General features: G+C 43.3%; 29 protein-coding genes. 17 read left to right on the forward strand and 12 right to left on the reverse strand.

Annotation, left to right across the window (positions count from 1 at the left end):
* The first annotated feature begins 11 nt into the window (after positions 1 to 11).
* The 4 genes from MWG72_RS11665 to rsfS all read left to right on the forward strand — a co-directional run bounded on the left by MWG72_RS11665 (position 12) and on the right by rsfS (position 3023).
* On the forward strand, positions 12 to 800 hold the full coding sequence (locus tag MWG72_RS11665) for a crotonase/enoyl-CoA hydratase family protein (RefSeq protein WP_071851623.1): 789 nt from the start codon (positions 12 to 14) through the stop codon (positions 798 to 800).
* Between the two features lie 36 nt (positions 801 to 836).
* Positions 837 to 1706, forward strand: a complete 870-nt coding sequence (locus MWG72_RS11670; protein WP_247144102.1) for an NAD(P)-dependent oxidoreductase — start codon at positions 837 to 839, stop codon at positions 1704 to 1706.
* 39 nt (positions 1707 to 1745) lie between these two features.
* Positions 1746 to 2534: a hydroxypyruvate isomerase family protein gene (locus tag MWG72_RS11675; protein ID WP_247144103.1), complete on the forward strand. Its 789-nt coding sequence runs from the start codon at positions 1746 to 1748 to the stop codon at positions 2532 to 2534.
* Positions 2535 to 2615: 81 nt separating this feature from the next.
* Positions 2616 to 3023 carry a ribosome silencing factor gene (rsfS, locus tag MWG72_RS11680; protein WP_004645144.1) on the forward strand — a complete coding sequence of 136 codons (408 nt, stop codon included), beginning with the start codon at positions 2616 to 2618 and terminating at the stop codon, positions 3021 to 3023.
* 267 nt (positions 3024 to 3290) lie between these two features.
* Here rsfS and MWG72_RS11685 read toward each other — a convergent pair whose 3' ends face one another.
* The 3 genes from MWG72_RS11685 to MWG72_RS11695 are packed head-to-tail and all read right to left on the reverse strand — an operon-like array spanning position 3291 to position 6202.
* Positions 3291 to 4736 (reverse strand): NAD(P)(+) transhydrogenase (Re/Si-specific) subunit beta, encoded by a 1446-nt coding sequence (locus tag MWG72_RS11685; protein ID WP_247144104.1) that lies wholly within the window; start codon positions 4734 to 4736, stop codon positions 3291 to 3293.
* A gap of 3 nt (positions 4737 to 4739) precedes the next feature.
* Complete coding sequence (locus MWG72_RS11690; RefSeq protein ID WP_004281642.1) at positions 4740 to 5063, reverse strand: proton-translocating transhydrogenase family protein; 324 nt, start codon at positions 5061 to 5063, stop codon at positions 4740 to 4742.
* 11 nt (positions 5064 to 5074) lie between these two features.
* Entirely contained in the window at positions 5075 to 6202 is a 1128-nt protein-coding gene (locus MWG72_RS11695; RefSeq protein WP_005248073.1) for a Re/Si-specific NAD(P)(+) transhydrogenase subunit alpha, read from the reverse strand.
* Between the two features lie 985 nt (positions 6203 to 7187).
* On the opposite strand from MWG72_RS11695, the gene MWG72_RS11700 reads away from it, so the two are divergent.
* Positions 7188 to 8375, forward strand: a complete 1188-nt coding sequence (locus tag MWG72_RS11700) for an MFS transporter (protein WP_247144105.1) — start codon at positions 7188 to 7190, stop codon at positions 8373 to 8375.
* A gap of 15 nt (positions 8376 to 8390) precedes the next feature.
* Here the strand turns inward: MWG72_RS11700 and MWG72_RS11705 are convergent, their stop codons facing one another.
* On the reverse strand, positions 8391 to 9035 hold the full coding sequence (locus MWG72_RS11705) for a hypothetical protein (protein ID WP_247144106.1): 645 nt from the start codon (positions 9033 to 9035) through the stop codon (positions 8391 to 8393).
* 274 nt (positions 9036 to 9309) lie between these two features.
* Between MWG72_RS11705 and dusA the strand changes: the two genes are divergently transcribed.
* Positions 9310 to 10335, forward strand: a complete 1026-nt coding sequence (gene dusA, locus MWG72_RS11710) for a tRNA dihydrouridine(20/20a) synthase DusA (protein ID WP_420908507.1) — start codon at positions 9310 to 9312, stop codon at positions 10333 to 10335.
* 50 nt (positions 10336 to 10385) lie between these two features.
* Here the strand turns inward: dusA and MWG72_RS11715 are convergent, their stop codons facing one another.
* Both MWG72_RS11715 and coaBC read right to left on the reverse strand, forming a co-directional pair.
* Positions 10386 to 10898 (reverse strand): hypothetical protein, encoded by a 513-nt coding sequence (locus MWG72_RS11715; RefSeq protein WP_247144107.1) that lies wholly within the window; start codon positions 10896 to 10898, stop codon positions 10386 to 10388.
* A gap of 230 nt (positions 10899 to 11128) precedes the next feature.
* Positions 11129 to 12403, reverse strand: a complete 1275-nt coding sequence (coaBC, locus tag MWG72_RS11720; RefSeq protein ID WP_191112593.1) for a bifunctional phosphopantothenoylcysteine decarboxylase/phosphopantothenate--cysteine ligase CoaBC — start codon at positions 12401 to 12403, stop codon at positions 11129 to 11131.
* A 113-nt stretch (positions 12404 to 12516) separates the two neighbouring features.
* Between coaBC and radC the strand changes: the two genes are divergently transcribed.
* Both radC and MWG72_RS11730 read left to right on the forward strand, forming a co-directional pair.
* A complete protein-coding gene (gene radC / locus MWG72_RS11725) occupies positions 12517 to 13218 on the forward strand; it encodes a RadC family protein (RefSeq protein WP_005101798.1) in 702 nt (233 codons plus the stop codon).
* 65 nt (positions 13219 to 13283) lie between these two features.
* A complete protein-coding gene (locus tag MWG72_RS11730; protein WP_114541813.1) occupies positions 13284 to 14195 on the forward strand; it encodes a bestrophin family protein in 912 nt (303 codons plus the stop codon).
* Between the two features lie 84 nt (positions 14196 to 14279).
* Here MWG72_RS11730 and MWG72_RS11735 read toward each other — a convergent pair whose 3' ends face one another.
* On the reverse strand, positions 14280 to 15131 hold the full coding sequence (locus MWG72_RS11735; RefSeq protein ID WP_247144108.1) for a PHP domain-containing protein: 852 nt from the start codon (positions 15129 to 15131) through the stop codon (positions 14280 to 14282).
* Between the two features lie 44 nt (positions 15132 to 15175).
* Here MWG72_RS11735 and MWG72_RS11740 point away from each other — a divergent pair, with 44 nt between their 5' ends.
* Genes MWG72_RS11740 through mnmC form a run of 4 tightly spaced genes read left to right on the forward strand, consistent with a single transcriptional unit; the run spans position 15176 to position 18571 of the window.
* The gene (locus tag MWG72_RS11740) at positions 15176 to 15787 is read left to right on the forward strand and encodes a septation protein IspZ (RefSeq protein ID WP_086044473.1); all 612 of its coding nucleotides are present in this window, start codon (positions 15176 to 15178) and stop codon (positions 15785 to 15787) included.
* 28 nt (positions 15788 to 15815) lie between these two features.
* Entirely contained in the window at positions 15816 to 16118 is a 303-nt protein-coding gene (locus MWG72_RS11745; RefSeq protein ID WP_004281605.1) for a YciI family protein, read from the forward strand.
* Positions 16119 to 16123: 5 nt separating this feature from the next.
* Entirely contained in the window at positions 16124 to 16633 is a 510-nt protein-coding gene (locus tag MWG72_RS11750) for an SH3 domain-containing protein (protein WP_247144109.1), read from the forward strand.
* 39 nt (positions 16634 to 16672) lie between these two features.
* Complete coding sequence (gene mnmC, locus MWG72_RS11755; protein WP_247144110.1) at positions 16673 to 18571, forward strand: bifunctional tRNA (5-methylaminomethyl-2-thiouridine)(34)-methyltransferase MnmC2/FAD-dependent 5-carboxymethylaminomethyl-2-thiouridine(34) oxidoreductase MnmC1; 1899 nt, start codon at positions 16673 to 16675, stop codon at positions 18569 to 18571.
* Positions 18572 to 18746: 175 nt separating this feature from the next.
* On the opposite strand, the gene MWG72_RS11760 is transcribed toward mnmC, so the two are convergent.
* Complete coding sequence (locus MWG72_RS11760) at positions 18747 to 19061, reverse strand: rhodanese-like domain-containing protein (protein WP_005101788.1); 315 nt, start codon at positions 19059 to 19061, stop codon at positions 18747 to 18749.
* A gap of 91 nt (positions 19062 to 19152) precedes the next feature.
* On the opposite strand from MWG72_RS11760, the gene MWG72_RS11765 reads away from it, so the two are divergent.
* Both MWG72_RS11765 and MWG72_RS11770 read left to right on the forward strand, forming a co-directional pair.
* Positions 19153 to 19641 carry a YajQ family cyclic di-GMP-binding protein gene (locus tag MWG72_RS11765; RefSeq protein ID WP_004281601.1) on the forward strand — a complete coding sequence of 163 codons (489 nt, stop codon included), beginning with the start codon at positions 19153 to 19155 and terminating at the stop codon, positions 19639 to 19641.
* A gap of 25 nt (positions 19642 to 19666) precedes the next feature.
* Positions 19667 to 20170, forward strand: a complete 504-nt coding sequence (locus MWG72_RS11770; RefSeq protein ID WP_004645125.1) for a DUF4442 domain-containing protein — start codon at positions 19667 to 19669, stop codon at positions 20168 to 20170.
* A 60-nt stretch (positions 20171 to 20230) separates the two neighbouring features.
* Here the strand turns inward: MWG72_RS11770 and MWG72_RS11775 are convergent, their stop codons facing one another.
* The 3 genes from MWG72_RS11775 to MWG72_RS11785 are packed head-to-tail and all read right to left on the reverse strand — an operon-like array spanning position 20231 to position 22005.
* Positions 20231 to 20671: an acyl-CoA thioesterase gene (locus MWG72_RS11775; RefSeq protein WP_153566559.1), complete on the reverse strand. Its 441-nt coding sequence runs from the start codon at positions 20669 to 20671 to the stop codon at positions 20231 to 20233.
* Between the two features lie 5 nt (positions 20672 to 20676).
* Positions 20677 to 21108 carry a thioredoxin TrxC gene (gene trxC, locus MWG72_RS11780; protein ID WP_005101783.1) on the reverse strand — a complete coding sequence of 144 codons (432 nt, stop codon included), beginning with the start codon at positions 21106 to 21108 and terminating at the stop codon, positions 20677 to 20679.
* The gene (locus tag MWG72_RS11785) at positions 21109 to 22005 is read right to left on the reverse strand and encodes an alpha/beta hydrolase (RefSeq protein WP_247144111.1); all 897 of its coding nucleotides are present in this window, start codon (positions 22003 to 22005) and stop codon (positions 21109 to 21111) included. It lies immediately after the preceding gene.
* A 125-nt stretch (positions 22006 to 22130) separates the two neighbouring features.
* Between MWG72_RS11785 and MWG72_RS11790 the strand changes: the two genes are divergently transcribed.
* Positions 22131 to 22466, forward strand: a complete 336-nt coding sequence (locus MWG72_RS11790) for a protein tyrosine phosphatase family protein (protein ID WP_004281596.1) — start codon at positions 22131 to 22133, stop codon at positions 22464 to 22466.
* Complete coding sequence (locus MWG72_RS11795; RefSeq protein ID WP_085064694.1) at positions 22459 to 22881, forward strand: protein tyrosine phosphatase family protein; 423 nt, start codon at positions 22459 to 22461, stop codon at positions 22879 to 22881. The genes MWG72_RS11790 and MWG72_RS11795 overlap by 8 nt, the downstream gene beginning before the upstream one ends.
* A gap of 164 nt (positions 22882 to 23045) precedes the next feature.
* On the opposite strand, the gene MWG72_RS11800 is transcribed toward MWG72_RS11795, so the two are convergent.
* Positions 23046 to 25049 (reverse strand): Ig-like domain-containing protein, encoded by a 2004-nt coding sequence (locus tag MWG72_RS11800; RefSeq protein ID WP_247144112.1) that lies wholly within the window; start codon positions 25047 to 25049, stop codon positions 23046 to 23048.
* A gap of 154 nt (positions 25050 to 25203) precedes the next feature.
* On the opposite strand from MWG72_RS11800, the gene MWG72_RS11805 reads away from it, so the two are divergent.
* Positions 25204 to 26586 (forward strand): dihydrolipoyl dehydrogenase, encoded by a 1383-nt coding sequence (locus MWG72_RS11805; protein WP_247144113.1) that lies wholly within the window; start codon positions 25204 to 25206, stop codon positions 26584 to 26586.
* The last annotated feature ends 110 nt before the right edge of the window (positions 26587 to 26696 follow it).

A 26696-nucleotide genomic window follows, 5' to 3' on the forward strand; every position in this document is an offset into this window, starting at 1 on the left:
GGAAGAATGCCATGTCACTCGTGCGCTTGGAAAAAAATAACGGCATTGCCACTGTTACACTGAATCGTCCGGATAAACGCAATGCCATGAGCTTTGCCCTGCTACGCGAACTGGTCGCGACTGCACAGAAAATCAAAAAAGATAAAAGCATCCGTTGTGTGATTTTAACTGGCGAGGCCCAGGTCTTTAGTGCCGGTATTGATCTGGCAGATTTAAATAATCCTAAAAATCGTGCTTATGCCGCATGGGAACTGATTCGTCCTGGTCAAAGCTTATTTCAAAAAGCATTTCTGGTCTGGCAAGAATTACCAGTTCCGGTGATTGCCGCAATGGAGGGCTTCTGTTTTGGTGCCGGGATGCAGCTTGCTCTGGCCGCAGATATCCGCATTGCCCATCCTGACACCAAAATGTCGATTATGGAAACTCGTTGGGGACTGGTGCCAGACATGGGACTCAGCCGTTCACTGAAAGGCCTGATTGGGATTGATCTGGCCAAAGAACTGACCTTAACTGCCCGGATTTTTGATGGTGAATATGCCAAAGAAATCGGTCTGATCACCCATGTCGATCAACAACCTTTAGCTAGAGCACAAGCCTTGGCTGAAGAAATGCTGCAACGCTCTCCAGATGCGCTGATGGCCTCTAAATTTGTACTAGATGCCATGCAGCATCATCCAAATAAATCCCTGCGTATGGAAAAAATCTGGCAGCTGAAATTATTACTGGGTAAAAATAGTCAATTGGCTCGTAAAAAAGACAAAAACCCAGATATTCAGTTTGTGCCACGCCAGTACAAATAAACCAAGTCTGAATCCAGGAAAGGAATAAACCAAAGCATGCAGTTGAATCTTGATACTAAAATTGCCTTCTTAGGGATGGGGCTGATGGGCACTCGTATGGCCACACGTCTGCTTCAGGCAGGTTTTCAGGTAGCGGTCTGGAATCGCACACCAGCAGCCTGTGAGCCCTTGCTGGATCTAGGGGCAACTGCGCTATCTTTAGACCAGATTGCCGACTATCCGGTGATTCTTACCTGCCTGGCAGATGATCATGCAGTGCAATCGATCTTTGCTCAGATCGAACCGTATTTGGTTGCGGAGCAAGTGATTGTGGATTTTTCCAGTCTTTCGGTACAACAAACTCAAACACTTGCCGCGCAAGCACAGGCCAAGAAAGTGACCTGGATTGATTCTCCGGTTTCAGGCGGTACAGTTGGAGCCGAACAAGGCAGTCTGGTGATTTTTGCCGGTGGTGATGCCGCGACGATTGAAAATCTTAATCCGATCTATGCAGTACTTTCACAGCGCGTCACCCGTATGGGTGATACGGGTACCGGTCAGGCGACCAAAATCTGTAACCAGCTGATTGTGGCTGCCAATAGCACCTTGATCGCAGAAGCGGTCGCCTTGGCTGGACTTGCCGGGGTAGATACACGCTTACTGGCACCAGCGCTAGCGGGTGGTTTTGCCGACTCCAAGCCTTTTCAGATTCTGGCACCCCGTATGGCCACGCAAACCTTTGAACCGGTGCAATGGAAAGTACAGACCTTGTCCAAGGATCTAAATAATGCCGTACAACTGGCCCAAAGCTTTGACTTGGATGTTCCGGTGGCGACTCAAGCTTTAACGCAGTTAAATGCCCATCAAGCCCAAGGCTTTGCCGAAGCAGATCTGGCCACTGTGATCCAACAGCTTAAACACTCATAACGCTTGATTGATGCAGCCCTGAATATTGAAGAGACATACATGATTAAACTTGCCGTCAACCTGTCGATGATTTTTACCGAAGTGCCGCTGATTGAACGCTTCGCGCTGGCTCGTGCACAGGGCTTTAATCATGTGGAAATCCAGTTTCCTTATGAACTCACAATTGGCCAGATTCAAAACCAGCTCAGCACGCATCAGCTGAACTTGTGCCTGATTAATGTGCCAGCGGGCGATTTAATGCAGGGCGGTCATGGTCTGGCCGGCATTCCAGGACAGGAAATCGAGTTTCGTCATGCGGTTGAGCAGGCCATCCAGTATGCTACCGCATTGAATGTACCTCGGGTGAACATTCTGGCAGGAAAACAGCCTAGGGATTGTGATCTTTTACCCTGCCTGAATACGCTGGCGAGTAACCTAAAAATGGCCTGTTCAATGCTGCTTGAGCATCAAATTGAACCGGTCTTCGAAATGATCAATGGCACCCATATGCCACGTTTTTTGATTCAAAATGTTGCCCAAGCCCAGGAAATGCTGGAAGCGGTACATCATCCGGCCTTAAAAATGCAGTACGACTGTTACCACATGGCAATGATGGGCGAAGATGTCTTAGAAACTTTGCAAGAAAATATTGCCTCGATTGGTCATATCCAATTTGCGGATTGTCCGGGACGGCATCAACCCAATACGGGTTCAATTCAATATCATGATATATTTCAGTGGTTAAAACATAGTCAATATCAAGGTTATGTCGCTGCCGAGTATAAACCTAGCGGACATTCCAACGATTCCTTTGACTGGAAAGCTGAGTTCTTTCCGGAGCATGACTGAGTGGACTGCGGCTTCATTTGAAATTCAGGACTAAAACCGCTATATTAGACCATGCATAATTGTTAGGAAATTACACTCCCCATGAATTTAGAACCATCGCCCAGCGCTTCTAATTCTCACGATCTTACTATGAATTCAAATTCTCAAGCTGTACAGGACTGCTTAAAAGTCGTACATGCTGCACTTGAAGATGTAAAAGCAAAAGAAATTGTTGAGCTTGATGTCAGCGGTATCAGTAATGTGGCTGATGCTATGGTCATTGCAAGCGGTACATCGACACGTCACATCAAATCATTGGCCAATAACGTTGCTGAAGAAGCACGTAAAGCTGGCTTCCGCCCTCTTGGTATTGAAGGCGAACGTGATGCTGAATGGATCCTCATCGACCTTGGTTATGTGGTGGTTCATTGTATGCTTCCAACAGCGCGTAAATTCTATGACCTAGAAAGCTTATGGCGCAATCCTACAGATACTGACTCTGTAGCGTAAAAACCGAATATTCAAAAAAGCGACCTGTGTAGGTCGCTTTTTTATTGCCTGTTCATCTAACTTTATAAGCATTAATACAACTCAATCTGTTCGCTATTTTTTAATTTCCATCTTGTCTTATGCACCGATTTGATTGGTATTTTAGGATCAATTCATCATCAACATAGACGTTCGATGATCACTCAATCATCCTTTTCCCAAGATATAAAATAAAAAATCCCCCTTTATTAAAAGGGGGACTTAGGAGGATTCTAATAATTTAGATGATTAGTGACCCGTACCATTAATGGCTTTAGTCATATCTTCCACCACTTTCTTGGCATCACCAAAGATCATCATGGTCTTGTCATTATAGAACAAGTCATTGTCGAGACCCGCATAACCGGTTGCCATAGAACGCTTGATCACCATAATCGTACGTGCCTTATGGGCTTCCAGAATTGGCATACCATAAATTGGCGATGTTGGATCATCTTTCGCCGCAGGGTTCACAACGTCGTTCGCACCAATCACTAGCACCACATCTGTTGCCGGGAAGTCCGAGTTGATCTCATCCATTTCCAGGATGTCTTCATACGGTACGTCCGCTTCAGCAAGTAGTACGTTCATATGACCTGGCATACGACCTGCTACAGGGTGAATCGCAAAACGAACCGTTACGCCCTGCTCTTTTAGCAAGTTAGCCAATTCTTTTACCGCATTTTGTGCACGGCCTTGCGCCATACCATAACCCGGTACAATCACCACGCTGTCTGCATTTGACATCAGGAAGCCTGCATCATCTGCCGAGCCAGAACGCTGATTACGTTGGACCTGTTCACCTGCTCCTGCTGTCGGCGCAGCTGCACCGCCCATCGCACCGCCAAACAAAACGTTGATGATTGAGCGGTTCATCGCTTTACACATGATGTAAGACAGAATAGCACCTGAAGAACCCACCAGTGAGCCTGCAACGATCAACATGTTGTTTTCTAAGGTAAAACCAATACCAGCTGCTGCCCAACCCGAGAATGAGTTGAGTAGCGATACCACCACTGGCATATCACCACCACCGACTGGTGCAATCCATACCCAGCCGAATGCCAGCGCAAGGCCTGTCATCGCCCAGAACGAGGTCATATTGCCAGTCAGGAAGAAGTGAACACCAAAACCTAACATAGCAATAAAGATGATCGCCTGAACCGGTTTCACCCATGCACCTGAAATGGTTTTTGCCCATTTCTTTGCAGCCAGTTTACCGTAAGCAAAGACTGATGCTGTAAAGGTAATCGCACCGACGAAACAGCCCACAAACAGTTCAAATAAATGAACACGGCTCATTTCATGGAAATTGACACCATTGGCAGCCAACAGGTCTGGACCTAGTTCAATCAATTTGTTGTTGTGAATAATGGCAGCGACAGCAATCAGGACCGCAGCCAGACCCACCAATGAGTGCATTAGCGCCACAGTTTCAGGCATCTGCGTCATTGGAACTGTACGTGCACGGGCAATACCCACGATTGCACCCAGCACCATTGCGCCAATGATCATCCAGACCACTGGATTCTCAGCTACAAAGAAGGTGGTCATGACCGCAATGGCCATCGCGATCATTCCGTAACGGTTACCGGCAATCGCAGTTTTAGGACCTGATAAACCACGTAGCGTCAGGATAAAAAGAACGGCACCAATCAGGTAGAACCAATCCGCATATTCTCGAATCATTTCCATGGATTAACCCTCTTTTTTCTTTTGCTTAGGTTTAAACATTTCCAGCATACGTGCAGTCACGGCAAAGCCACCGAAAATATTAATACTGGCCAGGAATACTGCAATCGCGCCAAGTACGCTCACCACGTTAATGGTCTGGAAATCCACGCTACCTTCAACGCCGATCACCGGCAGGCCAACGGTCTGAATCATCGCACCGACAATAATGATCGATGACAAGGCATTAGTGACCGCCATCAACGGCGTATGCAATGCTGGCGTTACACCCCACACCACGTAGTAACCTACGAAAATGGCAAGGACAAAAATCGTAATTGTTTCAACCATGAGTCTTCTCCTTAACCACGTTTCAGCAGCACTTGGCCGCCATGAGTGACAAGTAGGGCTTTTTGAATTTCTTCTTCTTGATTCAGGACAAAATTCTTATCTGCATCAAATAATGTTTCCACGAAGTTAAATACGTTACGAGCGTATAAAGCAGAGGCTTCAGTTGATACAGTCGACGGAATATTTGGAATGCCGAGAATTTTAACGCCGTTGTCGGTATAGACTGTTTCACCACATTTTGAACCTTCGACGTTACCGCCAGATTCTACTGCCATGTCCAGAATTACTGAACCGGGTTTCATTTTCGCAACTGTTTCAGCACGGATTAAACGCGGTGCATCACGGCCCGGTAAAAGAGCGGTAGTAATCACGATGTCAGCATTTGATACCGCTTTATCAACAATTGCCGCCTGATCGCGAATGTATTCTTCACCCGGCATCCAGCCATAACCATTTTTGGCAGCATCAGCCGCTTTTTGCTGTTCTTCAGCAGACATCGGCACGTCTAGCCATTTACCGCCCAGAGATTCAACCTGATCTTTGGCAGTTGGACGCAAGTCTGTGGCTTCAACGATGGCACCTAAACGTTTTGCAGTGGCAATCGCTTGCAGTCCCGCTACGCCGACACCCATGATCACCACACGAGCCGGTTTAACCGTACCCGCAGCAGTCATCAGCATCGGGAACATGCGCTGGTATTCAGCCGCAGCCAAAAGCACCGACTTGTAACCTGCAAGGTTGGCTTGAGAAGACAAGACATCCATGTTCTGCGCACGAGACAAGGTTCGTGGCAAAAGTTCCAATGCAAATGCAGACACGTTTTGTGCCGCGAATTGGTCAAGCTCAGTATTACGGTAAGGATCAAACATTGCCACGATAGTGGTATTCGGGTTGAGTTTTTGAATTTCATCACCTTTCGGTGCACGAACTTTTAAAATCAACTGACTGCCAGTATAGGCATCATCCGTAATTTTGGCACCAACTTGTTCATAGGCACTATCGATATAGGCAGCTTTAACCCCTGCACCACGTTCGATAATCACGCTATGTCCTGCGCTGATCAATTTCTTTACTGTCTCTGGCGTCGCAGCGACGCGATTTTCACCGACAACAGTTTCGGCTGGAATTCCGATCTGCATGAGCGTTCCTCAAGCTAATTTTTCTTAAGTAAACATCGTCTAAACGATGCTTCCCCTCAGGATGTGTTCTTGTTGAATTTTTGGATTCTAATCAAACTGTTTGAAATTACCACCTACTATTTATTTAATAAATACCTATATTTTGAACTGATGATTCATAAAAATGATGCTGCAATAGCACATTTATTTAATTCTCTAGCTATTCATATTCGATGCTTTTATAAACGATATTCATTCCACTGAATGAAATATCCAGATTTTGCTGGTGTAAATAAGCGCGAATTTCTGATTTATTTTGTTACATTGATGATTCTGACAATGATTGCTGTATTTCCTGATTTAGAAGCAGACTTTCAATTTCTCTAGTCCCTATAGATAGCGGCACTTTAGCTGCGTCGTTTTTTTAGTTTTGACTTTTTTGACAGATTTAGTACTCAAGCAAGAGCACTGTTTTTAGATGTTAAAATCGTATTTTATGAAATGATAGAATTTGTTTTGAGCAGATCTTCATCAGACATAATTGATACATCTGACAAAAAAATAATCGCCAAAATTTTATAAGACCCAAGTCTCAAACAGTCAGATAAAGGGTAGAAAAAAACCTTGCGTACTATTTATTATATTAATGTACTGAACTTGATTCAAAATGGGAAATCCCATTTTTGCACCAAATTTGCGCAAAAAAATAGAGTAAATATTCCACTTTTTTTGACCTCAGTGATCCTTTTTTATTGTTTCTACCTCGAGCTGCGCTTTAATGAAGCAACCCCATCATCAAAAGATAAAAAATTCTGCAAACATTCACTCATATTTTTTATTTAAAATTGCACTTCTTTCTTTAAGCTGCCTGAGTTCTGACAATTTTCAATACTGGCAATATTTCTCTACTTTTAAAGCGGGAACTTCTGGCCTATAGTGCCCTCAATTTAAACATTATTCTCACTTCTCATTTAAATTCTTCCGGTCTGAATACAAGGTTAGCCCTATGCACACGCCTCTCGATATTAGTCAAAATAAGCCCTTATTATGGCTGATGGCGATTGCATGCGGTTTATGTGCTGGTGCGAACTATTATTGCCAACCACTGATTTCATCGATTCAGCAGTATTATCAGGTACCTGAATCACAAGTGGCACTTACTGTCACTTTTGCTCAAATCTCTTATGCTCTGGGCCTGCTGTTTATTGTGCCTTTAGGGGACATGCTGAATAAAACCAAACTGATCCCTTTCCTCATGTTGGGTGCAGCAGCAGGTTTATTTATTTGTGCCAGTGCGGTAAATCTGCCAATGCTCTGGGTCGGCACTATCATTGCCGGACTGTTTTCCGTAGCTGCACAGATTCTGATTCCCTTGGCCACCATGGCGGTCAAACCGGAAAAAACCGGAGAAGTGGTGGGCTTCCTGATGAGCGGATTACTGGTTGGCATTCTGCTCTCGACCAGTATTGCTGGATTACTTTCCGACCTGTTTCACTGGAAAATGATTTATATCGTCAGTGGCATAAGTATGCTGGCCTTAAGTTTTTATTTGAGAGGAAAACTACCGAGCCTGCCACGTCTGAGAATCAGCTATACAGCGATTTTTAAATCTATGGGGATATTACTCAAGCAGGAACCACGACTGGTTTTGCGTTCACTTACAGGTGCGTGTGCTTTTGCTGCCATGAGTATGTTGTTCTCCACCATCGCTCTGCTGTTGACACAGGAACCTTTTCAGCTTTCTGATGTCATGGTCGGACTGGTCACGCTGGTCGGTGTATTTGGCGCACTTTCTACGCAGTTCATTGGTAAATGGGCCGATCGTGGCCATATCAAAATACTGAGCTGGATCGGCTGTTCTATCCTGATGGGGAGCTGGCTGTTTTTATACTTTGGTGCGGTATCCTTGCTCAGTTATATTCTCGGTTATGGACTGATAAATCTCGGGCTCGCAATTACGCACAGCTGTAACCAGAACGTGATTTTCCGCCTGCGCCCGGATGCCAAATCACGGGTCAATTCACTGTATATGACCTTGTATTTTATTGGTGGTGCATGTGGTTCAGCCTTAGGGGTTTATGCCTGGCATCACGGTGGCTGGAGCATGACCTGTCTGGCAGGACTCGGGCTAGCTCTGTGTGCCACCCTATTCGCCCTGCTGGATCAATGGCATCAGGCTAAGACAACCGCATAAGTATTTTACCTCTATTTAGCTGACTTGCGCCGCCGGATAATAAGGCTTATTCAGATCAAGAGTTTGTGAATTTTCCAATAAAATACAGATAAAAACCGGCAATAAGGCTGCCAGAATCCGGCAGCTTTCCTCTAATGATTTATAATTCAGCGAGCTGTGATACGTGGCGCCACCCTGCATTATCTGATGGTGCAAGGTAGATAAACGCTGAAATATTCCAGCTAAAATTTCAACAGAATTTCGTTCTTTTAAAGCATTCTCTATATTCTGTTTCTGTGTTTCCAAGTCAACCTGACAGCTTTCCAGGCTAATTTTCTGATGACGATAATCCCAAAAGCTTTGTTCCACATAGGGATTGGCCAAGAGTGAGCAGATCGGCTGGCTGTATTTTTCCCAAAGAATATGATTAATTTTCTGATCCAGATCCTTTTGGCAGAGTGTTTCCAGAAACTGCTGCAGCTTGTTCTGATCTTGAAGCAGATCACGCTCATCTGCATAAATCGCCTGAAAGCTGATCCACAGGCTGATAAACTTAAAATCTAGATCTTGATCAAGGTCTAGCGATTTTTTAAACCAGCCTAAGCCACGATGAATTCTTAAATTAAAATGTGCCGAATTTTGTGCTTTATGGCTTTTATAAATTTCCTCCAATAACAACATGATTATTCTCCTTATTTCTAAAATTTTTATCTTCATCTTTCTCCTATCAAAATATACCATTCCAACTTGACTGGGAATTCCAATTTTATTTCTTTTTTCATTCCCTGGATTTACCGGGCTAGCTCAAGTTCGCCGGGTGGTTTTTCTGATTTTATGCTAGTATTACGCCCTCTTTTTGCGACGTCAGCCGATCCGGTTTTAGCCAAAAACCAATAGCTGAGTGATTGCATGGATTGCTTCTTCTTTCTTCCATTTCGTTAAGGCGTGATTTTGAATGACTGATCTGACCACCATTGAAAATAAACTTCAACCACGAATCAGTGTTGCGCCGATGATGGATTGGACCACCAAAGACTATCGTTTCTTTGCGCGTCTGTTTAACCCGAATGTGATTATGTACACCGAAATGGTTACTACGGGTGCAATCATTTACGGTGATGCCAAACGTCATTTGGACTTTAATACGCAAGAACAGCCAATCGTGTTGCAACTCGGCGGCTCGAATCCAAAAGATCTCGCCACTTGTACCAAGATGGCGCAGGACTGGGGCTATAACGAAGTCAATTTAAATGTAGGTTGCCCAAGTGACCGGGTACAAAATAATAAAATTGGTGCCTGTCTGATGGCGGAGCCTGATCTAGTCGCAGAGTGTATTGCTGAAATGCGTCACGTGGTGGATATTCCAGTAACCGTAAAACACCGGATCGGAATTGATGATATGCACTCTTATGAAGAGATGCTGCATTTTGTCGACACCGTGGCCAAAACTGGCTGCAATAATTTTATCGTGCATGCGCGGATTGCCTTATTAAAAGGTCTATCACCTAAAGAAAACCGCGACGTGCCACCCCTACGTTATGAAGATGTCTATCGTTTAAAACAGGAGCGTCCTGATCTGCTCATCGAGATCAACGGCGGAATTAAAACCTATGCCGAAACGCTGGAACATCTCAAACATGTGGATGGGGTGATGATTGGCCGCGAAGCCTATCATAATCCTTACTTACTGGCTGAACTGGGCCAACTGTGGAATCTGGATGCACCAGACCGTTTTGACATCATGCAACAGATGCTACCTTATATTGCTCATCGCATCGCCGAAGGTGCACCTTTATCCATTATTACCCGTCATATTTTGGGACTATTCCAGAACTTGCCGGGTGCACGTAAATGGCGTCAGGCTTTAAGCGGTGGTAATGCCAAAACCTTGAAAGATGTAGAAACTGCACTCTTTAATATTCAGGAAGCGATGCAGCGTACCGAAGATTATGTTCGAGAACATCAACAAGTTGAATCCTAAACACAAAAAGCACCGATCATCGGTGCTTTTTTATAGAGATTGCGCATGAGTTATTGCGTATACGCCGTAATATTACCCACCGGAATCGGCTCTTCTTGATAAGAAACATCTTGTAATGCGGGTTCAGCCAGTGGTGTGATCAGAGAGCCGGAGACATTCTGGTTTGGTTCATCTACAGGTTCCAGATCATCCAAGGCTGAGGCCAGTTGCTGTAATTCCCGATCCAGTTGCTGACGATATTTTTCAATTTCAATTTCATCAATAAAAGCAAAAGCATCATCTTCAATCGACCAACTATACCCCCCATCCACCTTAAAGACTTTTACATGAATGGGATATTCCTCACCCTGATAATTCAGATGAGAAATGGCCTGAAACTCATTCCCTTGACGCTGGACAATTTTGACTTTTTTTACGGTAAAACGATAATGTTGATAATCTCGATTGGAATTAAATTCACGTTGCATCTGCGTTTGAATATTTCTGGCCAGTTCATCCATCGAGACAAAATAACTGCATCCAGCCAGACAGGCGACCATCCATAACATCATGATTTTTTTCATAGCGCCCCCTCTTTTTTTCTTTCCACTTCCTGCTTATAGCTGATATACGCAGTATTTTTATCTTTGCTTATTCTGTGACCCATTTTATGCTTTTTTGCAAAAACAATAAACAAACAGCGCTTCGATTAAGACTAAATATTTATGGTTTCTATGGTTTTTTTGAATTAATGATAAAAAATCAGCCATAAAAAAACCCTAATGGATTCAGGGTTTTTTCGATACAGATCGTTTTAAAAATCATCATCACTGGATGGATCACGATGCAGGGCATCATGAATAGCTTCGATCAACTGCTGGGCAATTTCCTGCTTGGAGGCTTTTTCCAGATCGCGTTTATCCAGCTGATAATGCTCGGCAAAGAATACTGTCATGGCATTTTCATCCGAAGCAAAACCGATATCCGTACGTGAAACGTCATTGCAGGCAATCATATCCAGCTTTTTCGCGACCAGCTTTCCGGCAGCATATTCTTCAATATTGCGGGTTTCTGCAGCAAAGCCGACCATAAATGGACGTTTTTCCTGCTGGGCAATGGTGGCGACAATATCCGGATTTTTCACTAAAGCGACATTCAACTCATCTCCGGCTTTCTTGATTTTATGTTCGGCAACCTGTGCCACACGATAATCGGCTACCGCAGCGGTCGCAATAAAGATATCGCAACCGTTTTCCAGCATTTGCATGCTTTCATTCAGCATTTGTACAGCAGAAGAAACATTCTTACGTTTCACGCCATTTGGGGTGTCCAGACTGACCGGCCCTGCGATCAGGGTGACATTTGCTCCTGCTGCATAACAGGCTGCAGCCAGTGCAAAGCCCATTTTCCCGGTACTGTGATTGGAAATATAGCGCACCGGATCAATCGCTTCGCGGGTCGGGCCTGCGGTAATCGTGACTTGTTTACCCGCAAGCAGGCCAAATTTTTCCGCAATCGCACGTTGAGCTTTATGAAAATATTCAGTCACCTGATGCGCTAAATCTTCCGGCTCAGGCATCCGGCCCAAACCTACATCACCACAAGCCTGTGATCCCGCGTCCGGCATGATCACATGCACACCATCTTCGATCAGTGTCGCAAGATTGCGCTGCGTTGCTTTGGCTGCCCACATTTGCTGGTTCATGGCAGGCGCCACCCAGACGGGTGCTTTCGTCGCCAGATATAAAGTACTTAAGAGATCATCAGCCAGACCTGCGGCAAACTTTGCCAAGGTGTCACAGCTGGCCGGTGCTACCAGCAACAGATCTGCCCAACGTGCCAGCTCGATATGGCCCATGCCGGCTTCTGCTTCAGTATCCAGCAATTCGGTATGTACGGGATTGCCCGATAAGGCTTGAAAGGTTAAAGGTGTAATAAAAGCCTGTGCACCGTGAGTCATGACAACCCGCACATCAAATCCGGCATCTTTCAGACGGCGGACCAGAATTGCACTTTTATAGGCAGCAATACCGCCAGTGACGGCCAAAATGATATTTTTATGAGGAATTACACTTAGATCAAAGCTCACGAACAGATTACCTTGCTGTTGCAGTGGGGCTCACAATAGCATTAAATAATCGCATCCCCAAGAGATCAGCTTGCGGGAAAACTGATAATTCATAATAAATAAGTCTAATAACTATGCAATTTTCTATTAAAAACTGGCCGGAACAAGAACGGCCGCGAGAACGCTTAATTCAATATGGCGCAGAAAGTCTGTCCGATGCCGAGCTACTGGCTATTTTTCTACGCTCCGGTTCCCAGCAACATTCGGCAGTTGATCTGGCGCGTTTGCTGATTCAGCATTTTGGTCATTTGACTGCGTTGCTCGATGCACCTTTACAGGAAGTCAGCCAGTTTCATGGCATGGGCATCAGTAAATATACTCAACTGATGGCCGTCAAGGAACTCGGACGGCGTTACATAGCCGAGCACCTGAAACAGGATGCACTGGAACTTACCAATTCCAAGCGGCTGAGAGATTACTTACGTTTTGAACTGCTCGGTGAAACTCAGGAAGTGTTTGCCGTGCTGTGTCTGGATGCCAGTTTAAGAAAAATTGCCTTTAAAAAACTGTTTTATGGCTCCATCAATGCATGTGATATTTCCATTAATCAATTGCTACGTTATGCGATTAGCCAACAGGCGACCTCAATTGTCATTGCACATAATCATCCGCTGGGCCGGCCCTCTCCCTCCAAGGCTGACCTAGTGTTAACCCGTCAGATTCAACAGGCCTGCCAGCTAGTGGATATCCATCTGATTGACCATTGCATCATCGCCTTGGAAGGCAGCTTTTCCTTTGCTGAGCAGCAACTCATCAAACCGGAAATGCAGTATTGAATAGCACTTGACAAAGCAGGCACAACTCCACAAGATCATGAAAAAAATTGTGATGATTCCAATAAATGATCGTACGTGACCAGCCGACTGTTTTTAAACTGCTGTTTTCCTGGCGGGGGACGATTTTACCTAAAGTTTTGCCACCTTTAGGCGTAGTGATGCTGATGTCAGCCATCATCGGTGGCTTGTCACATATTGGTTATTTTCATTTTCCAGAATTACCCCTGGTCGGCTTTACCCTGATTGGAGTGGTACTGTCGATCTTTCTCGGATTTAAGAACTCGGCCTGTTATGACCGCTGGTGGGAAGCGCGCAAACTTTGGGGCATTTTGATTGCCAATTCACGTCATTTTGACCGTGATTGCCGGATGCTGTCTCAAGGTCGCCGTGAACGTGTAATTCAGCATGTGATTGTCTTTGCCAATGTCCTCCGTGACCGGCTACGCCATCAGACAGCCAATCCGACGGAACTTGTGGAAACCAGCGGCATGAGCCAGCAGGCTGTGACCCAGCTCTATCAGCAGGCCAATGCGCCGCAATATACCTTAAGCCTGATTCAATGGGAGTTAATGCAGGCGCTCAAAGAAGGTGAAATCTCCGACATCATCTATATGCAGATGAATAATCATGTAGCAGAACTAAGTATTGTCCAGACTGGTTGTGACCGGATTGCAACAACGCCTTTGCCTTTTGCCTATTCGGTCTTGCTCAATCGTACCGTCTATTTTTTCTGTTTTATTTTACCTTTTAGTTTAGGTTCAACGCTTGGTCTGTTTACGCCTTTACTGGTTGGAATTTTGGCTTATACCTTTTTAGGATTAGATGCTCTAAGTTCGGAAATTGAAGAGCCTTTTGGTACTCAGAGTAATGACTTGCCGCTGGACTCGATGGTACGTACGATTGAAATTGAACTGTTAGGGACTTTAGGTAAACCGACGCCACCACCGATTCAGGCTCAAGATCATAATTTGCTTTAATTTATAATTCTCTCCTCGCCCTTTGTTATTAGTAGCGAAGGGAAAATCTTCTCTCAAATGAAAAAGATCGAGGTAAAGGAATGACTAAACAAAACTCTCCCAAATCCCGACCTGCCCCGGTTTAAGACTCGGGACATTGCCCAGTTTAATCCAGGGCATGTGATCGCCATGAAAATCACTGCCAATCGAAACTTTAAGATCATATTCAGTAATCATTCGATCCACCATCTGCCGGGTGGAACTTGGTTCAATCGCCGGTGGCAGCTCGACGGCATCTCCACCGAACTTGGCAAAGATCTCGATCAGGTAGCGAATATTGGTCGCAGATAAATCATATTTGGTCGGATGTGCCAGTATCGCAAAGCCACCACTTTCATGAATCACCTGAATCGTGTCTTCAAGACTCAAGCCATCAAATTTGACATAAGCTTTCTTGCCTTCCTTGATGTATTTATCAAAGGCCTGTTGCGGACGGGTCACAATCCCCTTTTCTACTAGCGTTTTGGCAATATGGGTCCGTGTCACCCGATCAGGGATATGGTCTACTTTGGCGAGCACATCAATATAAATATCCTCCCCAATTAAAGGAACCAGCAGATCACAAATCTGTTTAGAGCGTTCAGCCCGGATTTTCTTTTGCTGATTGAGGGCTTTTTGTAAAGGCTCAGGATTTTGCATATTTAGGGCGACGATGTGCACGCCATAGTTTTTTTTGGTGGCAGGACGTGACCACTGGCTGGATATTTCCACCCCAGAAATGATCTTAATCTCATGATTTTTAGCGGCTTCCTCAGCCAATACCAAACCATCCATGGTGTCATGATCCGTCAGAGCCAAAGTATGGACAAGTTTTTCCACAGCCGCTTCGACCAATTGCTGAGGACTGAAAGTTCCATCAGAAATATTACTATGTGTATGTAAATCTACGCCGTGCATCTCTATACTATGACATTTATTTGATCAGATTTAGATACTCTAACATGAAAGCACTTTTAGACTTTGTGCCACTCATTATTTTCTTTTATTTATATAAAACTGTAGATCCAAAAGACACTGACCATCAATTGCTGCAATTGATCGGTTCTGCGGGGGGTGTCGACAATAATAATATTCTTGTTGCAACCACAGGTCTGATTATTTCCATGCTGGTCGTCTATGGTGCGTTATTTGTCATGCAAAAATTCCGTCTGGACAAGCAGCAATGGATTGTCTTGTTTATGACGGTGATTTTTGGTGGTATCACCCTGATCCTCAGCGATGATTTTTATATCCGTCTAAAAGCCGTGTTACTGAATCTGGTCTTTGCCGGAGTCTTTTTCTTATCCCCTTGGTTTAGCAAGGATAAAAAGCCCCTTATTCAGCGCCTGTTTGGTCCGGTATTCAATCTAAGCGAAAAAGGCTGGTTCAAGCTAAACTATGCCTGGGTGGCGATGTTTGTGCTGATGTCATTTCTGCATACCTTTTTCGCCTATTTGTGGATGGATGGAAAATATTGGGGCGAATTTACCGCATTCGGTGACATGATCGTGATGTTTTCCTTTATCATTATTCAGTTTATTGTATTGCGCAAATACTTTAAGACCACTGAATAAGTCCAACTACAAACGATTGAGAGTCATCATGCCATTATTCGTCGTTAGCTGTACCGATCGGGAAGGTACAGTTGAAAAACGCCTCGCGATTCGTCCACAACATCTTGCACGTCTGGAACAGTTAAATGCTGAAGGTCGCCTGATTGTTGCAGGTGCCATGCCTAAAGATCCAGCCAATCCACAGGCCGGTTTTTATGGCAGTACCATTATTGTCGATTTTGACAGTCGTGAAGCGCTGGATACATGGCTACAGGATGAACCTTTCTTAAAAGAAGGGGTGTACGAACACATCGATGTCAAACCATTCAATAAAGCATTCCCTCAAGGATAAGGTTCATGCGTGTTGTTACTGCCAGTATCATTGGCCTATGTTTTATGATTTCTCCAGTATGGGCAGTCGAAGTTGCGCCTGCTCCTGTGATTCAGGAAAATCAGACAGCACAACCTCAAGGGACAGCGGCGACTGCCCAAACCCAGTCTACGCCGAAACCTGCCATTATTCCTGCCGTAGCGACTTCTGCCCAGCCAGTGCCACCTGCCGAGAATAAACCTTTAACTGCAGAAGAAATCGCCAAGCTCAAAGCCCAGCAAGATGCCAAGGTGAAAGCTTTGGTCAAAGATCAGGCCACCCGTTTGCAGCAACTGGAAAAAGCCAATCTGGAAGCACTATCGCAAAATCAAGAATTACAGCTCAAGAATGATAATCTTGGGGTGCAGGTACAGGTGCTGCAAAGTGAACGCAGTGCGCAGATGTTCCTCTACGGCGCTGCAACATTGGCAGTAGGTGTGCTGCTGGGCTTTCTGATCGCGAGCTATGTTTATACCAAACGTCGTCGTCAATGGTAAGCTATAGCCCTTCCCGATATCTTTAAGGTCGTACCCGTTTTGTCGCACGCAATTCAAACTGCCGATCTGGATTGGCAATTGGTGGATGGCATTGATGTGCCTATGTCCAAGCAATTTGGTGATGTGTATTTTTCCAAAGACAATGGCTTGCTGGAAACCCGGCATGTCTTTTTAAATGGCAATGATCTCACGACGCGTCTGGCAGATTTAAAACATTTTGAATATTTCTGTGTCGGTGAAACGGGTTTCGGTACTGGTTTAAATATTCTGGCCCTGTGGCAGCTCTGGCAACAGGTGCGTCCGAATAATCACAGTCATCTGCATGCGATTTCAGTTGAAAAATTTCCTCTTTCCAAAGCTGATCTGATTCGAGCCTTAAATGCCTGGTCAGAACTCAAGCCTTTAGCGGATCAACTCATCTCTCAATACCCGATGCCAATTGCCGGCTGTCATCGTCTCAGTTTTCCTGAAGATCGATTCAGTCTGGATCTATGGCTGGGTGATGCATATGATGTTTTCCCGGTAATAGAAAAAACTGCGCCGGTGAACGCCTGGTTTCTGGATGGCTTTGCGCCTTCCTGCAATCCGGATATGTGGGAAGAAAATGTTTTAAATAATATTGTGCGTTTATCCGAGATCGGCACCACTTTCGCCTCTTTCAGTGTTGCTGGCGTTTTAAAACGTGGCTTAAAAAATCATGGGATTTCAATTTCCCGTCCACGTGGTTTTAAGCACAAGCGTGAAATGCTGAAAGCGATCTGGAAGCCAGCTGAAGAGACTGAAAGTTCATTAATACAAGAAATCACTCAAAAAAAAACTGAGCAAGATACAGAGTCCAATATCAGACCTCGCCAAATCGCTGTAATTGGCGCTGGAATCGCTGGTTTAAGTACGGCCTGGGCATTCGCTCAACGTGGTCATCAGGTTACGATTTACGACCAGTCAGCGCCACTCTCAGGAGGTTCTGGCAATCCACTGGCTTTGCTCAATCCCAAACTCTGTCCAGTTGAGCAAAGCGGTGAACATCTGATGACATTGGCTTGGCAACATGCCTTAAATCATTATCAAAAATTTAAAGCTTTCCGCCCGATTCAGGTCAATCAACTGGCCTTAAAAAATCCTGAACAGCTTTTAGGATTGGCAGACGAATATCCAGAAAAAATTCTTGCTGTACAAGATACAGAAGATCAAGAGATTCAAACTGCATTTCCAAGTTTAAAACTGTTAGAAGCTGGTGCGGTTTCACCTCATCAGTTACGTGATGAAATTCTGCAGCATCCTAATATTCAGTATCAACAGGCCAAAATTAGCCATATTGAAGCCGCTATAAAACCTCAGTTATTTTCAGATGAACAGGATCTAGGTGAATTCGATCATGTCATTGTCTGTACTGCGCGAGAAACCCAGCGGTTTTTTGCAGATTATCCAGTGTTGAAACCGATTCGCGGACAGGTCAGCTGGGTAAACAATAAAACTCAGCCTTTAAGTCAAAATATTGCCTATAGCTACGGCGGTTATTGTATGCAACTGGATGCTGAACATCTGATCTTGGGTGCTTCTTTTTATCCAGGTCGGGATGATATCGAGGTGTTAGCAGAAGACCATGTGCATAACTGCGAATTGATCCACAGTGTATTCCCAGAATATGCACAATCATTAGCTTCTACCGAGACGTGGCAAGGTCGTGCCTCGGTACGCGCGCAAAGTCAGGATTATTTTCCCCTACTGGGTAAAATGAAATCGGATCAGGAAATTTACAGCTTTGCCGGTCTAGGCTCCAAAGGTTTTCTGTTTGCACCACTCTGTAGTGAAATTCTGGCAGCCCAGATTCTCGGCGAAGCCTGTCCAGTTCCATCCAGTTTAGTAAAAAAACTCAGTGTGACCCGTTTTCAAAAGAAAGTGAAAATGAAGAAACCGTATTTTAAGCTACAAATTTAATTACTATTTTGAATGAATCCCCCTAAACCCCCCTTTAAAAAAGGGGGGGACTTTTCTCTACTTTTATGAATAAATAGAATAGATGTAGCTCCTCCCTTTAGAAAAGGGAGGTTGGGAGGCATTAAATCTCACCCATTAAAAAAGCGCCTTGCGGCGCTTTTTTTTCACAGAATGCTTATACACCCTGTTCAAGCGGTAAGCCTGCATCACGGGCAGCACGAGTACCACCCATCAGAATGACATATTCACGTGAGCTGTCAAAACCCTCTAGTTTTTCCGCAGCACGTGGAGCTTTACTGCCCCCACCACACAAGATGTAAATGGGTTGATCCGCTGACACCTGAGTTAGGCTTTCTGCTGAAAGATCGTTAATGGGCTGATTCACCGCCCCTTTCACGTGTGCTTCAGCAAAAGCACTTGAATCGCGTACATCCCAGATAATTGCATTTTCTGGGAACTCAAATGTTGTAATTTCTTGTTTACGGATCATTGCGCACTCCTTTGATGTAAACAACACTTGGCAAATGAAGAAAACATCCCTAGCATCTCAGATATTCTTTCCCTTTGTAAAGGTCTAAACTATGCCTTCTTTCGATATTGTTTCTGAATTAGAAATTTTTGAAGTAAATCATGCAGTTCAAAACACCCAAAAAGAAATTGCGACCCGCTTTGATTTCCGTGGGCAGGACGTTTCTATTGAACTGAATGAAAAAAACAAGGAAATCAAAATCTCGACTGAAAGCGATTTCCAGTGTGAACAAGTCTATAGCATGCTGGAAAGTCATTTCTTTAAACGCAAAGTCGATATTCAGGCGCTTGATCCACAAAAAATGACGGCTTCTGGCAAAAATGTGATTCAGGTCATCAAGCTTAAAGATGGTCTTGACTCAGATACCGCAAAAAAAATTAATAAAGCCATTAAAGAAAGTGGGATTAAGGCGCAATCTTCTATTCAGGGCGACAAGATTCGTGTGACTGATAAAAAACGCGATACATTGCAGCAAGTAATGGCATTCTTGAAAGAACAGCAATTTGGTTTGCCTTTACAGTTCAATAACTTTAAAGATTAAGACAGCAACGTCTGTAGAAGGAATTATGGCAAAGAACAACCGATTAGCCAGATTAGTCAAAGCCACTGCACGATTACCGCAAGGCATTCGTACTGCTTTGTTAAGTAAAACTTTTGGCCGGGTGGTCCCGATGGTCGGCTCTGCCAAGATTCGTTATGAGGAAATGAGTGCGTCCAAAGTGGTAGTAAGTATGGCCAATCATAAAGCCATGCAGAACCATATCGGACAAATCCATGCATGTGCAATGGCCCTGCTGGCAGAAACAGCGACCGGCTTTGTGACGGCAATGAATGTTCCGGATACAGCAATTGTACTGATCAAAAGCTTAAAGGTTGATTTTAAGCGCCCGACACGCGGTGCCATGACTGCTGTTGCTACGCTCACGTCGGAGCAGCAAGCCCTGATGCAAAACTCGGATAAAGGTGAAACCCTGGTTCAGGTCACCGTCACGGATGAATCAGGTGAAGCCCCCATTCAATGTGAAATGCTCTGGGCTTGGATTGCCAAGAGCCAGCTCAAGAAATCATAATTTCTTCTTTTAGACAAAAAAATCCCAGACATTAAATCTGGGATTTTTTATTTCAAGTCATCATTGTGCTGTTTGCGATTCTAAAAGCTTCTGTTTCGCTTCTTCTGGAATCAGACGTTTGTTGCCTTTGACATCTACAGCAACAAAGGTAAACACACCTTCAGTCACCCGAATTGGGGGGCGTGAATCATCATGGCTATCCCAAACCTCGATTTCCATCTGGATAGATGTCTTGCCAACTTTGAGAATTTTGGTATAACAACTAATCACGTCTCCGACTTTTACCGGTACCAGAAAAGTCATCTGGTTAATCGAAATCGTGGCACAACGTCCCTTTGAAAATCGTTCTGCGTGAATCGCGCCTGCCAAGTCCATTTGTGAAACGATCCAGCCACCAAAGACATCACCACTCCAGTTGGTATCTGCAGGCATTGCGATCGTCTGTAGGGAAAGAATCCCCTCTGGTCTTACTTGAGAATCTGACACTTTCACTCCAGGCATTTGAATTAGGGTTGGGTATTTAACTGCTGATCAAGCCATTTTTGCAGCTCGCTTGACCGTAATGCACCGCTTATTCTAGCAATTTCGTTGCTTTTATTCATCAACACTAGCGTCGGAATACTGCGAACATTAAATGCCGAACTTAAGCGAGGATTCGCTTCTGTATCAATTTTTGCAAAAACCACATTTGGATATTGCTGGGCGACAGTCGCAAAATGCGGTGCCATCATTTTACAGGGACCACACCATTCTGCCCAGAGATCAATCAGGATTGGCAAGTCACTATGCGTGACAAACTGGCTGAAATTCTGCTCATTCAGCTCAATTGGTACCAGTGGAATCAGGGCTTGATGACATTGACCACAAGCAGGGTTGGCAGTGAGTTTATCTTCAGGGACACGGTTTTTGGCCAGACATTCCGGACATACAATAATCATCTAGCGCACTCCAATATGTTGATGTAAGAATTCTAATTGGGTCGAAACTGCTTTTTCAAACCATTCCCCATGATAAATATCAAAATGCCGGATATTCCACTCATGATATTGCACAAATGGTGCAATATTGGTCGCAGTTTCCCGACTGGATTCAATTGGAATCAGACTATCCAGTTTTGCCGCAATAAACAGGACTGGAATGTTAATCTTTCTGACTTCCTGAATCGGTCGATAGCGCATCAGTTTAAAGAATGTCCGTGCAGGAATATGACCACTCCAGTAATAATCCGGATTGACAATCGACAGATAACCTTCATAACTGTCCTGTGTCGGCATAAAACATAGCTCATGCGGATCAACTACAGGTAAGGTTTTTGGTGCCATACCAACCTTGGCCCCCATATAATCCTGACTGGAAACTTTAAGCGCCTTGGGGAGTTGCTGTAAAGGATATAGTTGGGCACTTTCAGCCCCATCGACAAAAGGCACCTGTACCATCGCCGCCTGAATATTTTTCAGCTCTGCTGCAAGTGTCAATACATGCCCACCACTTAAGGCCGTACCCCAGAGCACGATCCGTTTACTGTCAATCGATTTGCGTTCCTGAATATGTCTGATCATGGTTCGCCAGTCATCGAGCTGGGCATTGATCGACACCAGTTCACGTGGACGCCCAGTGCTGCCGCCCCAATAGCGATAGTCAAATAAAACCACCGCATAGCCGGCACTGGCAAAACGCTGGGCATATTGCACCAGTTTAAATTGACGTAAGGCAGCCAGACCATGAGCCATCAGGATTACGGCCGGTTTTTCTATATTTTTAGGCCGATAAAAATCTGCAGCAATCACTTCCTGACCGCTTTTGACATACAGTGGTTCAACTGTATAAGCCTGCATACGCGCTCCATTGCGTTATCTTATGGTTATCATCATTTATAAAAATTCCAGAACAGGTTCAGCATGTTTTCAGCTTAATGCTATCATAAAGCATATCGATATAAATGAAATGATGGAGTGGCGTCATGAGCGAAAATGTAGGTTTTGCTGGTCAAATTGGTCCAGAACACGTAACTCAAGTGGTTGAGAAAGGTTTTAAATCGATTATCAACAACCGTCCGGACATGGAAGGTGGTTCCGAGCAGCCAACCAGTGCACAAATCGAGGAAGCTGCACGCAATGCCGGTCTGGATTATGTATTCCAACCAGTAGTAGCCGGTCAGATTACGGAGCTTGATGTACGCACTTTTGCCAATCATTATAATGAGTTGCCAAAACCGATCTTGATGTTCTGTCGTACTGGAAACCGCTCGAATAACTTATATCAACTGGCAAAACAGATGGACCTGCTGGATGATTAAGTCGTTCTGGAAAGGTGTGGTACTGGCAACCTATTTTAGCTGTATTACACCTGTTTTTGCTGCAAATGATCTTAGCCGTGCGCTGACCTCTACGGTGAGTGTTACGGGGCAAATGACACCAAGCAAGTTTCAGCAATTGATTCAGCAAGGTTTCAAATCTGTGATTGTAAATCGTCCTGATCAGGAAACTGGTAATAGTGTCACGGTGAGTCAATTACGCTCCATTGCAGAGAAATCTCAAGTGAGTGTGATTTATCAGCCTGTAATGAATGGCCAACTTTCTCAGGCGAATATTGAAGAATTTGCTCGATATTATAATGAGCTGCCTAAACCGATTTTGATGGTTTGCCGAAGCGGCACACGTTCAGCGGCCTTGTTTAATCAGGCTAAATCTCAAGGATTGATTCATGAGTAAGTTATTGATTATTTTATGTTGTAGTTTGGCTTTTACAGGCTGTAGCTCGATGAATCTAAAGCCGACTGTGGGTGTGAGTGTGGGAACATCAATTTAGTTTTTTAAATTTTAGTTCCCATAAAAAAAACAGCGCTTCGGCGCTGTTTTTTATACAAATATAATTTCTATTGATAATCTACATAAATTGTTGATACTTTACTATCTGGCGAAGAAACAGAAACTTTCAACGTATCTCCTACCGCACATTCTTTTAGACGATAGCCATAATAACTTTGATTACTATTTTTGAAAGTGCTTGGTGTCAAAAGATCAAAAACATTTGCGACAGGTGAACTTCCTGTTGCTAACTCTGCAGTACAAGATAAATTATTAGCTTTTGTATTATCCTCAGGCGTAACACTTATTGTGGTACCTGTTGGCATAGGCACACTTTGAGCGCTATTTCCATACATATTAAAAGACAATAAACTTCCACTTGCCTTTACATTAGTAAAGGTTGGTGTATTTTCAGCAAATGCAAATAATAATTGCTGACGGATGACCGTATCTAAATTATCGTCACATGTGTCTGCGATATTCGGCTGTCTAATTGTAGATGGAGCACAGGTCGCTTTGTTTCCTAATATCGCACGATTATAAAGAAATTCACCAATACCATAATCTTTGTTATATTGATTATCCTCGTTATCGTCACGGAAAAAGCTACCAATATTACTAAGAAGTCGATCTACGCCTTTAGTATAAAGATTATCGCCATCTAAATCTGTAAAGCTTTTATCACCCTCAACATAAGCCAATACAGTCACACGATTATCTAAAGGACGAGGTTCTTGTGTTGTTAGAGTTACAGAACATACTCCTTGGACTGTTGAACAATTAGGTTCAACCTTCCCTCCCTCAGAAACAAAGCTAATTACTGTACCATCTGGAACAGGGTTCCGTGTACGATCAACCATTCTCGCTGTAATAGTTGCAGTGTCACCATCAATTACATTCTGTAATGAATTTTTAGATACTGATAAACTTAATCCATCTTGAGTTACTCGACCAATGGATACAGATACATTTTTAGATACAGCCGAAACATTTTTGTCTGAAACTAAAGTTGCTCTTATCTCTACAGGCCCAGGTTTATCTCCTGGATAAAGATTCACAATCACTTTACCATTTGAATCACTTTTTATAGTTTTGTTATTTTGATTTCCAAATGATACGAACGATAAATCTTCTGGTGCTTGTACTTTCTCAATCAAAACATCTTGATCTGCTATAGGTACACCATTTGCATACAAAGTAAATTCAATTTGACCAGATGATGCTGAGCCACTTTTTCTAATCCCCAAATTAACTTTATTAGATGTATATACTAGTGAATTAGCTTCAAGTGCCTTAATACTGACATCAATTCCAACTTCTGGGATATTTAAACCTGTTGCCGAAATTTTTTGTGTTCCTGTACAAAGCTTTCCATCTGTACCAATCGCTTTATAAGTTGTCGTAACATTTCCTTGATTTGATGAAACAACTGTAGCAGGTTCAAATTTACCACATGGTGCAGTGAATTCGACATTGACATTATTCTGATTGACTTTTGTATTTGCATCTTGCGTTTTTAACGTGATATTTGTTGAACCACCAGATTCTAATTGAGTACTAGCTGCCGTTAAATCGACTAAAATAATATTGGTTGCTTGAAGTGAGAAATTAAGTGCTGGTGTTGATGCTTCGGTACCATCAAAATCTGCAACTGCAGAAATTTGATAGGCACCATTGGTATTTAAGTTTTCAGGTTTAACTGAGATACTCGCTTCACCATTTGTATTTGTTAAAACAGCACCATTGGAACTACCTAAAACAACACCACCAGTCACTGTAAATGTAACTAATGCACCACTAATTCCTTTACCCGACTGATCAGTTACTTTGACTTGAGCGCTCACACCTTCTGCAGCGATTGCCTGAGTAAAGTTACCATTTCGATCAATCAATTGTATAGTACTAATATTAACAGATTTTACTTCTTCACCTGTGCTAGGGTTCGTAGTAATATTTCCAGAACTAGAGCCATCATTATTATAGTAACCATCACTTCCACCGCCCCCGCAGCCTGCTAACATTAGTGCTAAAGTAAGAGTAGATAATTTAATACCTAATTGTTTACTAATCATTTAAATCCCCAAGACCCTCTATTATAGAGTTTGTTATCAATCTTTATTCATTATGCGATATGTAATCATAGTTAAGCATTTATGTAAATAAAGGTAAGCTAAATGTTTTGTATGCTAGCTTATATTCATAAATTGATTTCAATAAGAGCAATTAATGTACGACCTCATCATTATCGGTGCAGGCACTGCAGGGATCAGTGCTTATAACGAAGCCATCAAATACACCCAAAATATTTTAATTATCAATGATGGATCGTGGGATACGACCTGTGCACGTGTAGGTTGTATGCCAAGCAAACTGCTAATCTCTTCTGCAAATCGCATGCATGATATTCAAACTGCTGAAGAACTTGCTTTAAAGCATAACGCTGTCATTGATACTTCAGATGTTATGCAACGTGTGCATGTCCTTAGAGAACGTTTTATTCGTGCAACCTTAAAAGGTGTCGATCAATGGGAGAGCTCACATAAAATTTCCGGAAAAGCCAAATTTGTTGATCCCCAAACGATCGAAGTCAATGGACAATCCTATAAGGCCAAAAGTTTTATTGTCGCTGTAGGCTCACGCCCCAATATTGATGAAACTTTAAAGCAACAATTAAAAGAAAAATACATCACTTCTAATGAAATATTTGAATTTTCCCAATTACCTAAGTCTTTAGCAGTAATCGGGAGTGGCATCATTGCAATTGAATTAGCTCAAGCCATGCAAAGACTGGGTGCACAAACCACAATGTTTGCGCGTAGTCAAAAAGTAGGTGCTTTAACTAGCCCGATCTTACAAAAACTAGCACAAGAGCAATTAAGTAAAGAACTTAATATCAAATTTAAAACCTTACCAAATAAGTTTGAGATCCAAGCTGATAAAATAAAGATTAACTTTACAGAAAATGATCAGACTAAGAGTATTGAAGTTGAATATGTTTTAGGTGCCACAGGTCGGCAAAGCAATATAGATCATTTAGGTTTAGATCAACTAAATTCCACATTCAAGGATATCAAAAACCTTCCTATCGATAAAGAAACCAAACAACTTGCAAACCTACCTATATTTATAGTCGGTGATGCCGCCCCTGATGCACCCATTCAACATGAAGCCGCGCATACTGGCAAACAGGTTGTTCATAACTGTTTGAATTATCCGGATGTAAAACCTATTTTTGCTTTAACCCCATTGGCGATTGTATTTTGTCATCCTGAAATGGCGATTGTCGGAAAAAGTTTTAAACAGCTGGAAGATCAACACATCGAATTTATTCGGGGATTCGTCTCTTATGAAAATCAAGGACGTGCACTGGTTCTGGCAGAAAACTCAGGTGGAATAGAAGTTTATATTGCTAAAAAATCAGGTAAATTACTTGGTGCAGAACTCTTTTGCTCCCAAGCAGAACATCTGGCCCATTTACTGGCCTGGATGATTGATGCTGACCAGGATATTTATCAGATCTTAAAGAAACCTTTTTATCATCCAACTTTGGAAGAAGGACTCAGAACTGCATTTAAACATGCTCGACGTCAATTGGATGCATTGCTATAAAGGAACTATAAACCTATTACGCTTTAAAATTGGTTCTTGCTCTAGTCTAATATTGAGCAATGTTGATGTTAAATTTATATATGACATATATAAGACAATTATTCCGCCCA

This window comes from Acinetobacter lwoffii (assembly GCF_022967985.1).
In the GTDB taxonomy this organism is placed as follows: Bacteria; Pseudomonadota; Gammaproteobacteria; order Pseudomonadales; family Moraxellaceae; genus Acinetobacter.

Bases quoted from the DNA above. Each gene is read 5' to 3' on its own strand.
- MWG72_RS11665 (WP_071851623.1), top strand. From the start codon at position 12: ATGTCACTCGTGCGCTTGGAAAAAAATAACGGCATTGCCACTGTTACA.
- MWG72_RS11670 (WP_247144102.1), top strand. From the start codon at position 837: ATGCAGTTGAATCTTGATACTAAAATTGCCTTCTTAGGGATGGGGCTG.
- MWG72_RS11675 (WP_247144103.1), top strand. From the start codon at position 1,746: ATGATTAAACTTGCCGTCAACCTGTCGATGATTTTTACCGAAGTGCCG.
- rsfS (WP_004645144.1), top strand. From the start codon at position 2,616: ATGAATTTAGAACCATCGCCCAGCGCTTCTAATTCTCACGATCTTACT.
- MWG72_RS11685 (WP_247144104.1), bottom strand. From the start codon at position 4,736: ATGGAAATGATTCGAGAATATGCGGATTGGTTCTACCTGATTGGTGCC.
- MWG72_RS11690 (WP_004281642.1), bottom strand. From the start codon at position 5,063: ATGGTTGAAACAATTACGATTTTTGTCCTTGCCATTTTCGTAGGTTAC.
- MWG72_RS11695 (WP_005248073.1), bottom strand. From the start codon at position 6,202: ATGCAGATCGGAATTCCAGCCGAAACTGTTGTCGGTGAAAATCGCGTC.
- MWG72_RS11700 (WP_247144105.1), top strand. From the start codon at position 7,188: ATGCACACGCCTCTCGATATTAGTCAAAATAAGCCCTTATTATGGCTG.
- MWG72_RS11705 (WP_247144106.1), bottom strand. From the start codon at position 9,035: ATGTTGTTATTGGAGGAAATTTATAAAAGCCATAAAGCACAAAATTCG.
- dusA (WP_420908507.1), top strand. From the start codon at position 9,310: ATGACTGATCTGACCACCATTGAAAATAAACTTCAACCACGAATCAGT.
- MWG72_RS11715 (WP_247144107.1), bottom strand. From the start codon at position 10,898: ATGAAAAAAATCATGATGTTATGGATGGTCGCCTGTCTGGCTGGATGC.
- radC (WP_005101798.1), top strand. From the start codon at position 12,517: ATGCAATTTTCTATTAAAAACTGGCCGGAACAAGAACGGCCGCGAGAA.
- MWG72_RS11730 (WP_114541813.1), top strand. From the start codon at position 13,284: ATGATCGTACGTGACCAGCCGACTGTTTTTAAACTGCTGTTTTCCTGG.
- MWG72_RS11735 (WP_247144108.1), bottom strand. From the start codon at position 15,131: ATGCACGGCGTAGATTTACATACACATAGTAATATTTCTGATGGAACT.
- MWG72_RS11740 (WP_086044473.1), top strand. From the start codon at position 15,176: ATGAAAGCACTTTTAGACTTTGTGCCACTCATTATTTTCTTTTATTTA.
- MWG72_RS11745 (WP_004281605.1), top strand. From the start codon at position 15,816: ATGCCATTATTCGTCGTTAGCTGTACCGATCGGGAAGGTACAGTTGAA.
- MWG72_RS11750 (WP_247144109.1), top strand. From the start codon at position 16,124: ATGCGTGTTGTTACTGCCAGTATCATTGGCCTATGTTTTATGATTTCT.
- MWG72_RS11760 (WP_005101788.1), bottom strand. From the start codon at position 19,061: ATGATCCGTAAACAAGAAATTACAACATTTGAGTTCCCAGAAAATGCA.
- MWG72_RS11765 (WP_004281601.1), top strand. From the start codon at position 19,153: ATGCCTTCTTTCGATATTGTTTCTGAATTAGAAATTTTTGAAGTAAAT.
- MWG72_RS11770 (WP_004645125.1), top strand. From the start codon at position 19,667: ATGGCAAAGAACAACCGATTAGCCAGATTAGTCAAAGCCACTGCACGA.
- MWG72_RS11775 (WP_153566559.1), bottom strand. From the start codon at position 20,671: ATGCCTGGAGTGAAAGTGTCAGATTCTCAAGTAAGACCAGAGGGGATT.
- trxC (WP_005101783.1), bottom strand. From the start codon at position 21,108: ATGATTATTGTATGTCCGGAATGTCTGGCCAAAAACCGTGTCCCTGAA.
- MWG72_RS11785 (WP_247144111.1), bottom strand. From the start codon at position 22,005: ATGCAGGCTTATACAGTTGAACCACTGTATGTCAAAAGCGGTCAGGAA.
- MWG72_RS11790 (WP_004281596.1), top strand. From the start codon at position 22,131: ATGAGCGAAAATGTAGGTTTTGCTGGTCAAATTGGTCCAGAACACGTA.
- MWG72_RS11795 (WP_085064694.1), top strand. From the start codon at position 22,459: ATGATTAAGTCGTTCTGGAAAGGTGTGGTACTGGCAACCTATTTTAGC.
- MWG72_RS11800 (WP_247144112.1), bottom strand. From the start codon at position 25,049: ATGATTAGTAAACAATTAGGTATTAAATTATCTACTCTTACTTTAGCA.
- MWG72_RS11805 (WP_247144113.1), top strand. From the start codon at position 25,204: ATGTACGACCTCATCATTATCGGTGCAGGCACTGCAGGGATCAGTGCT.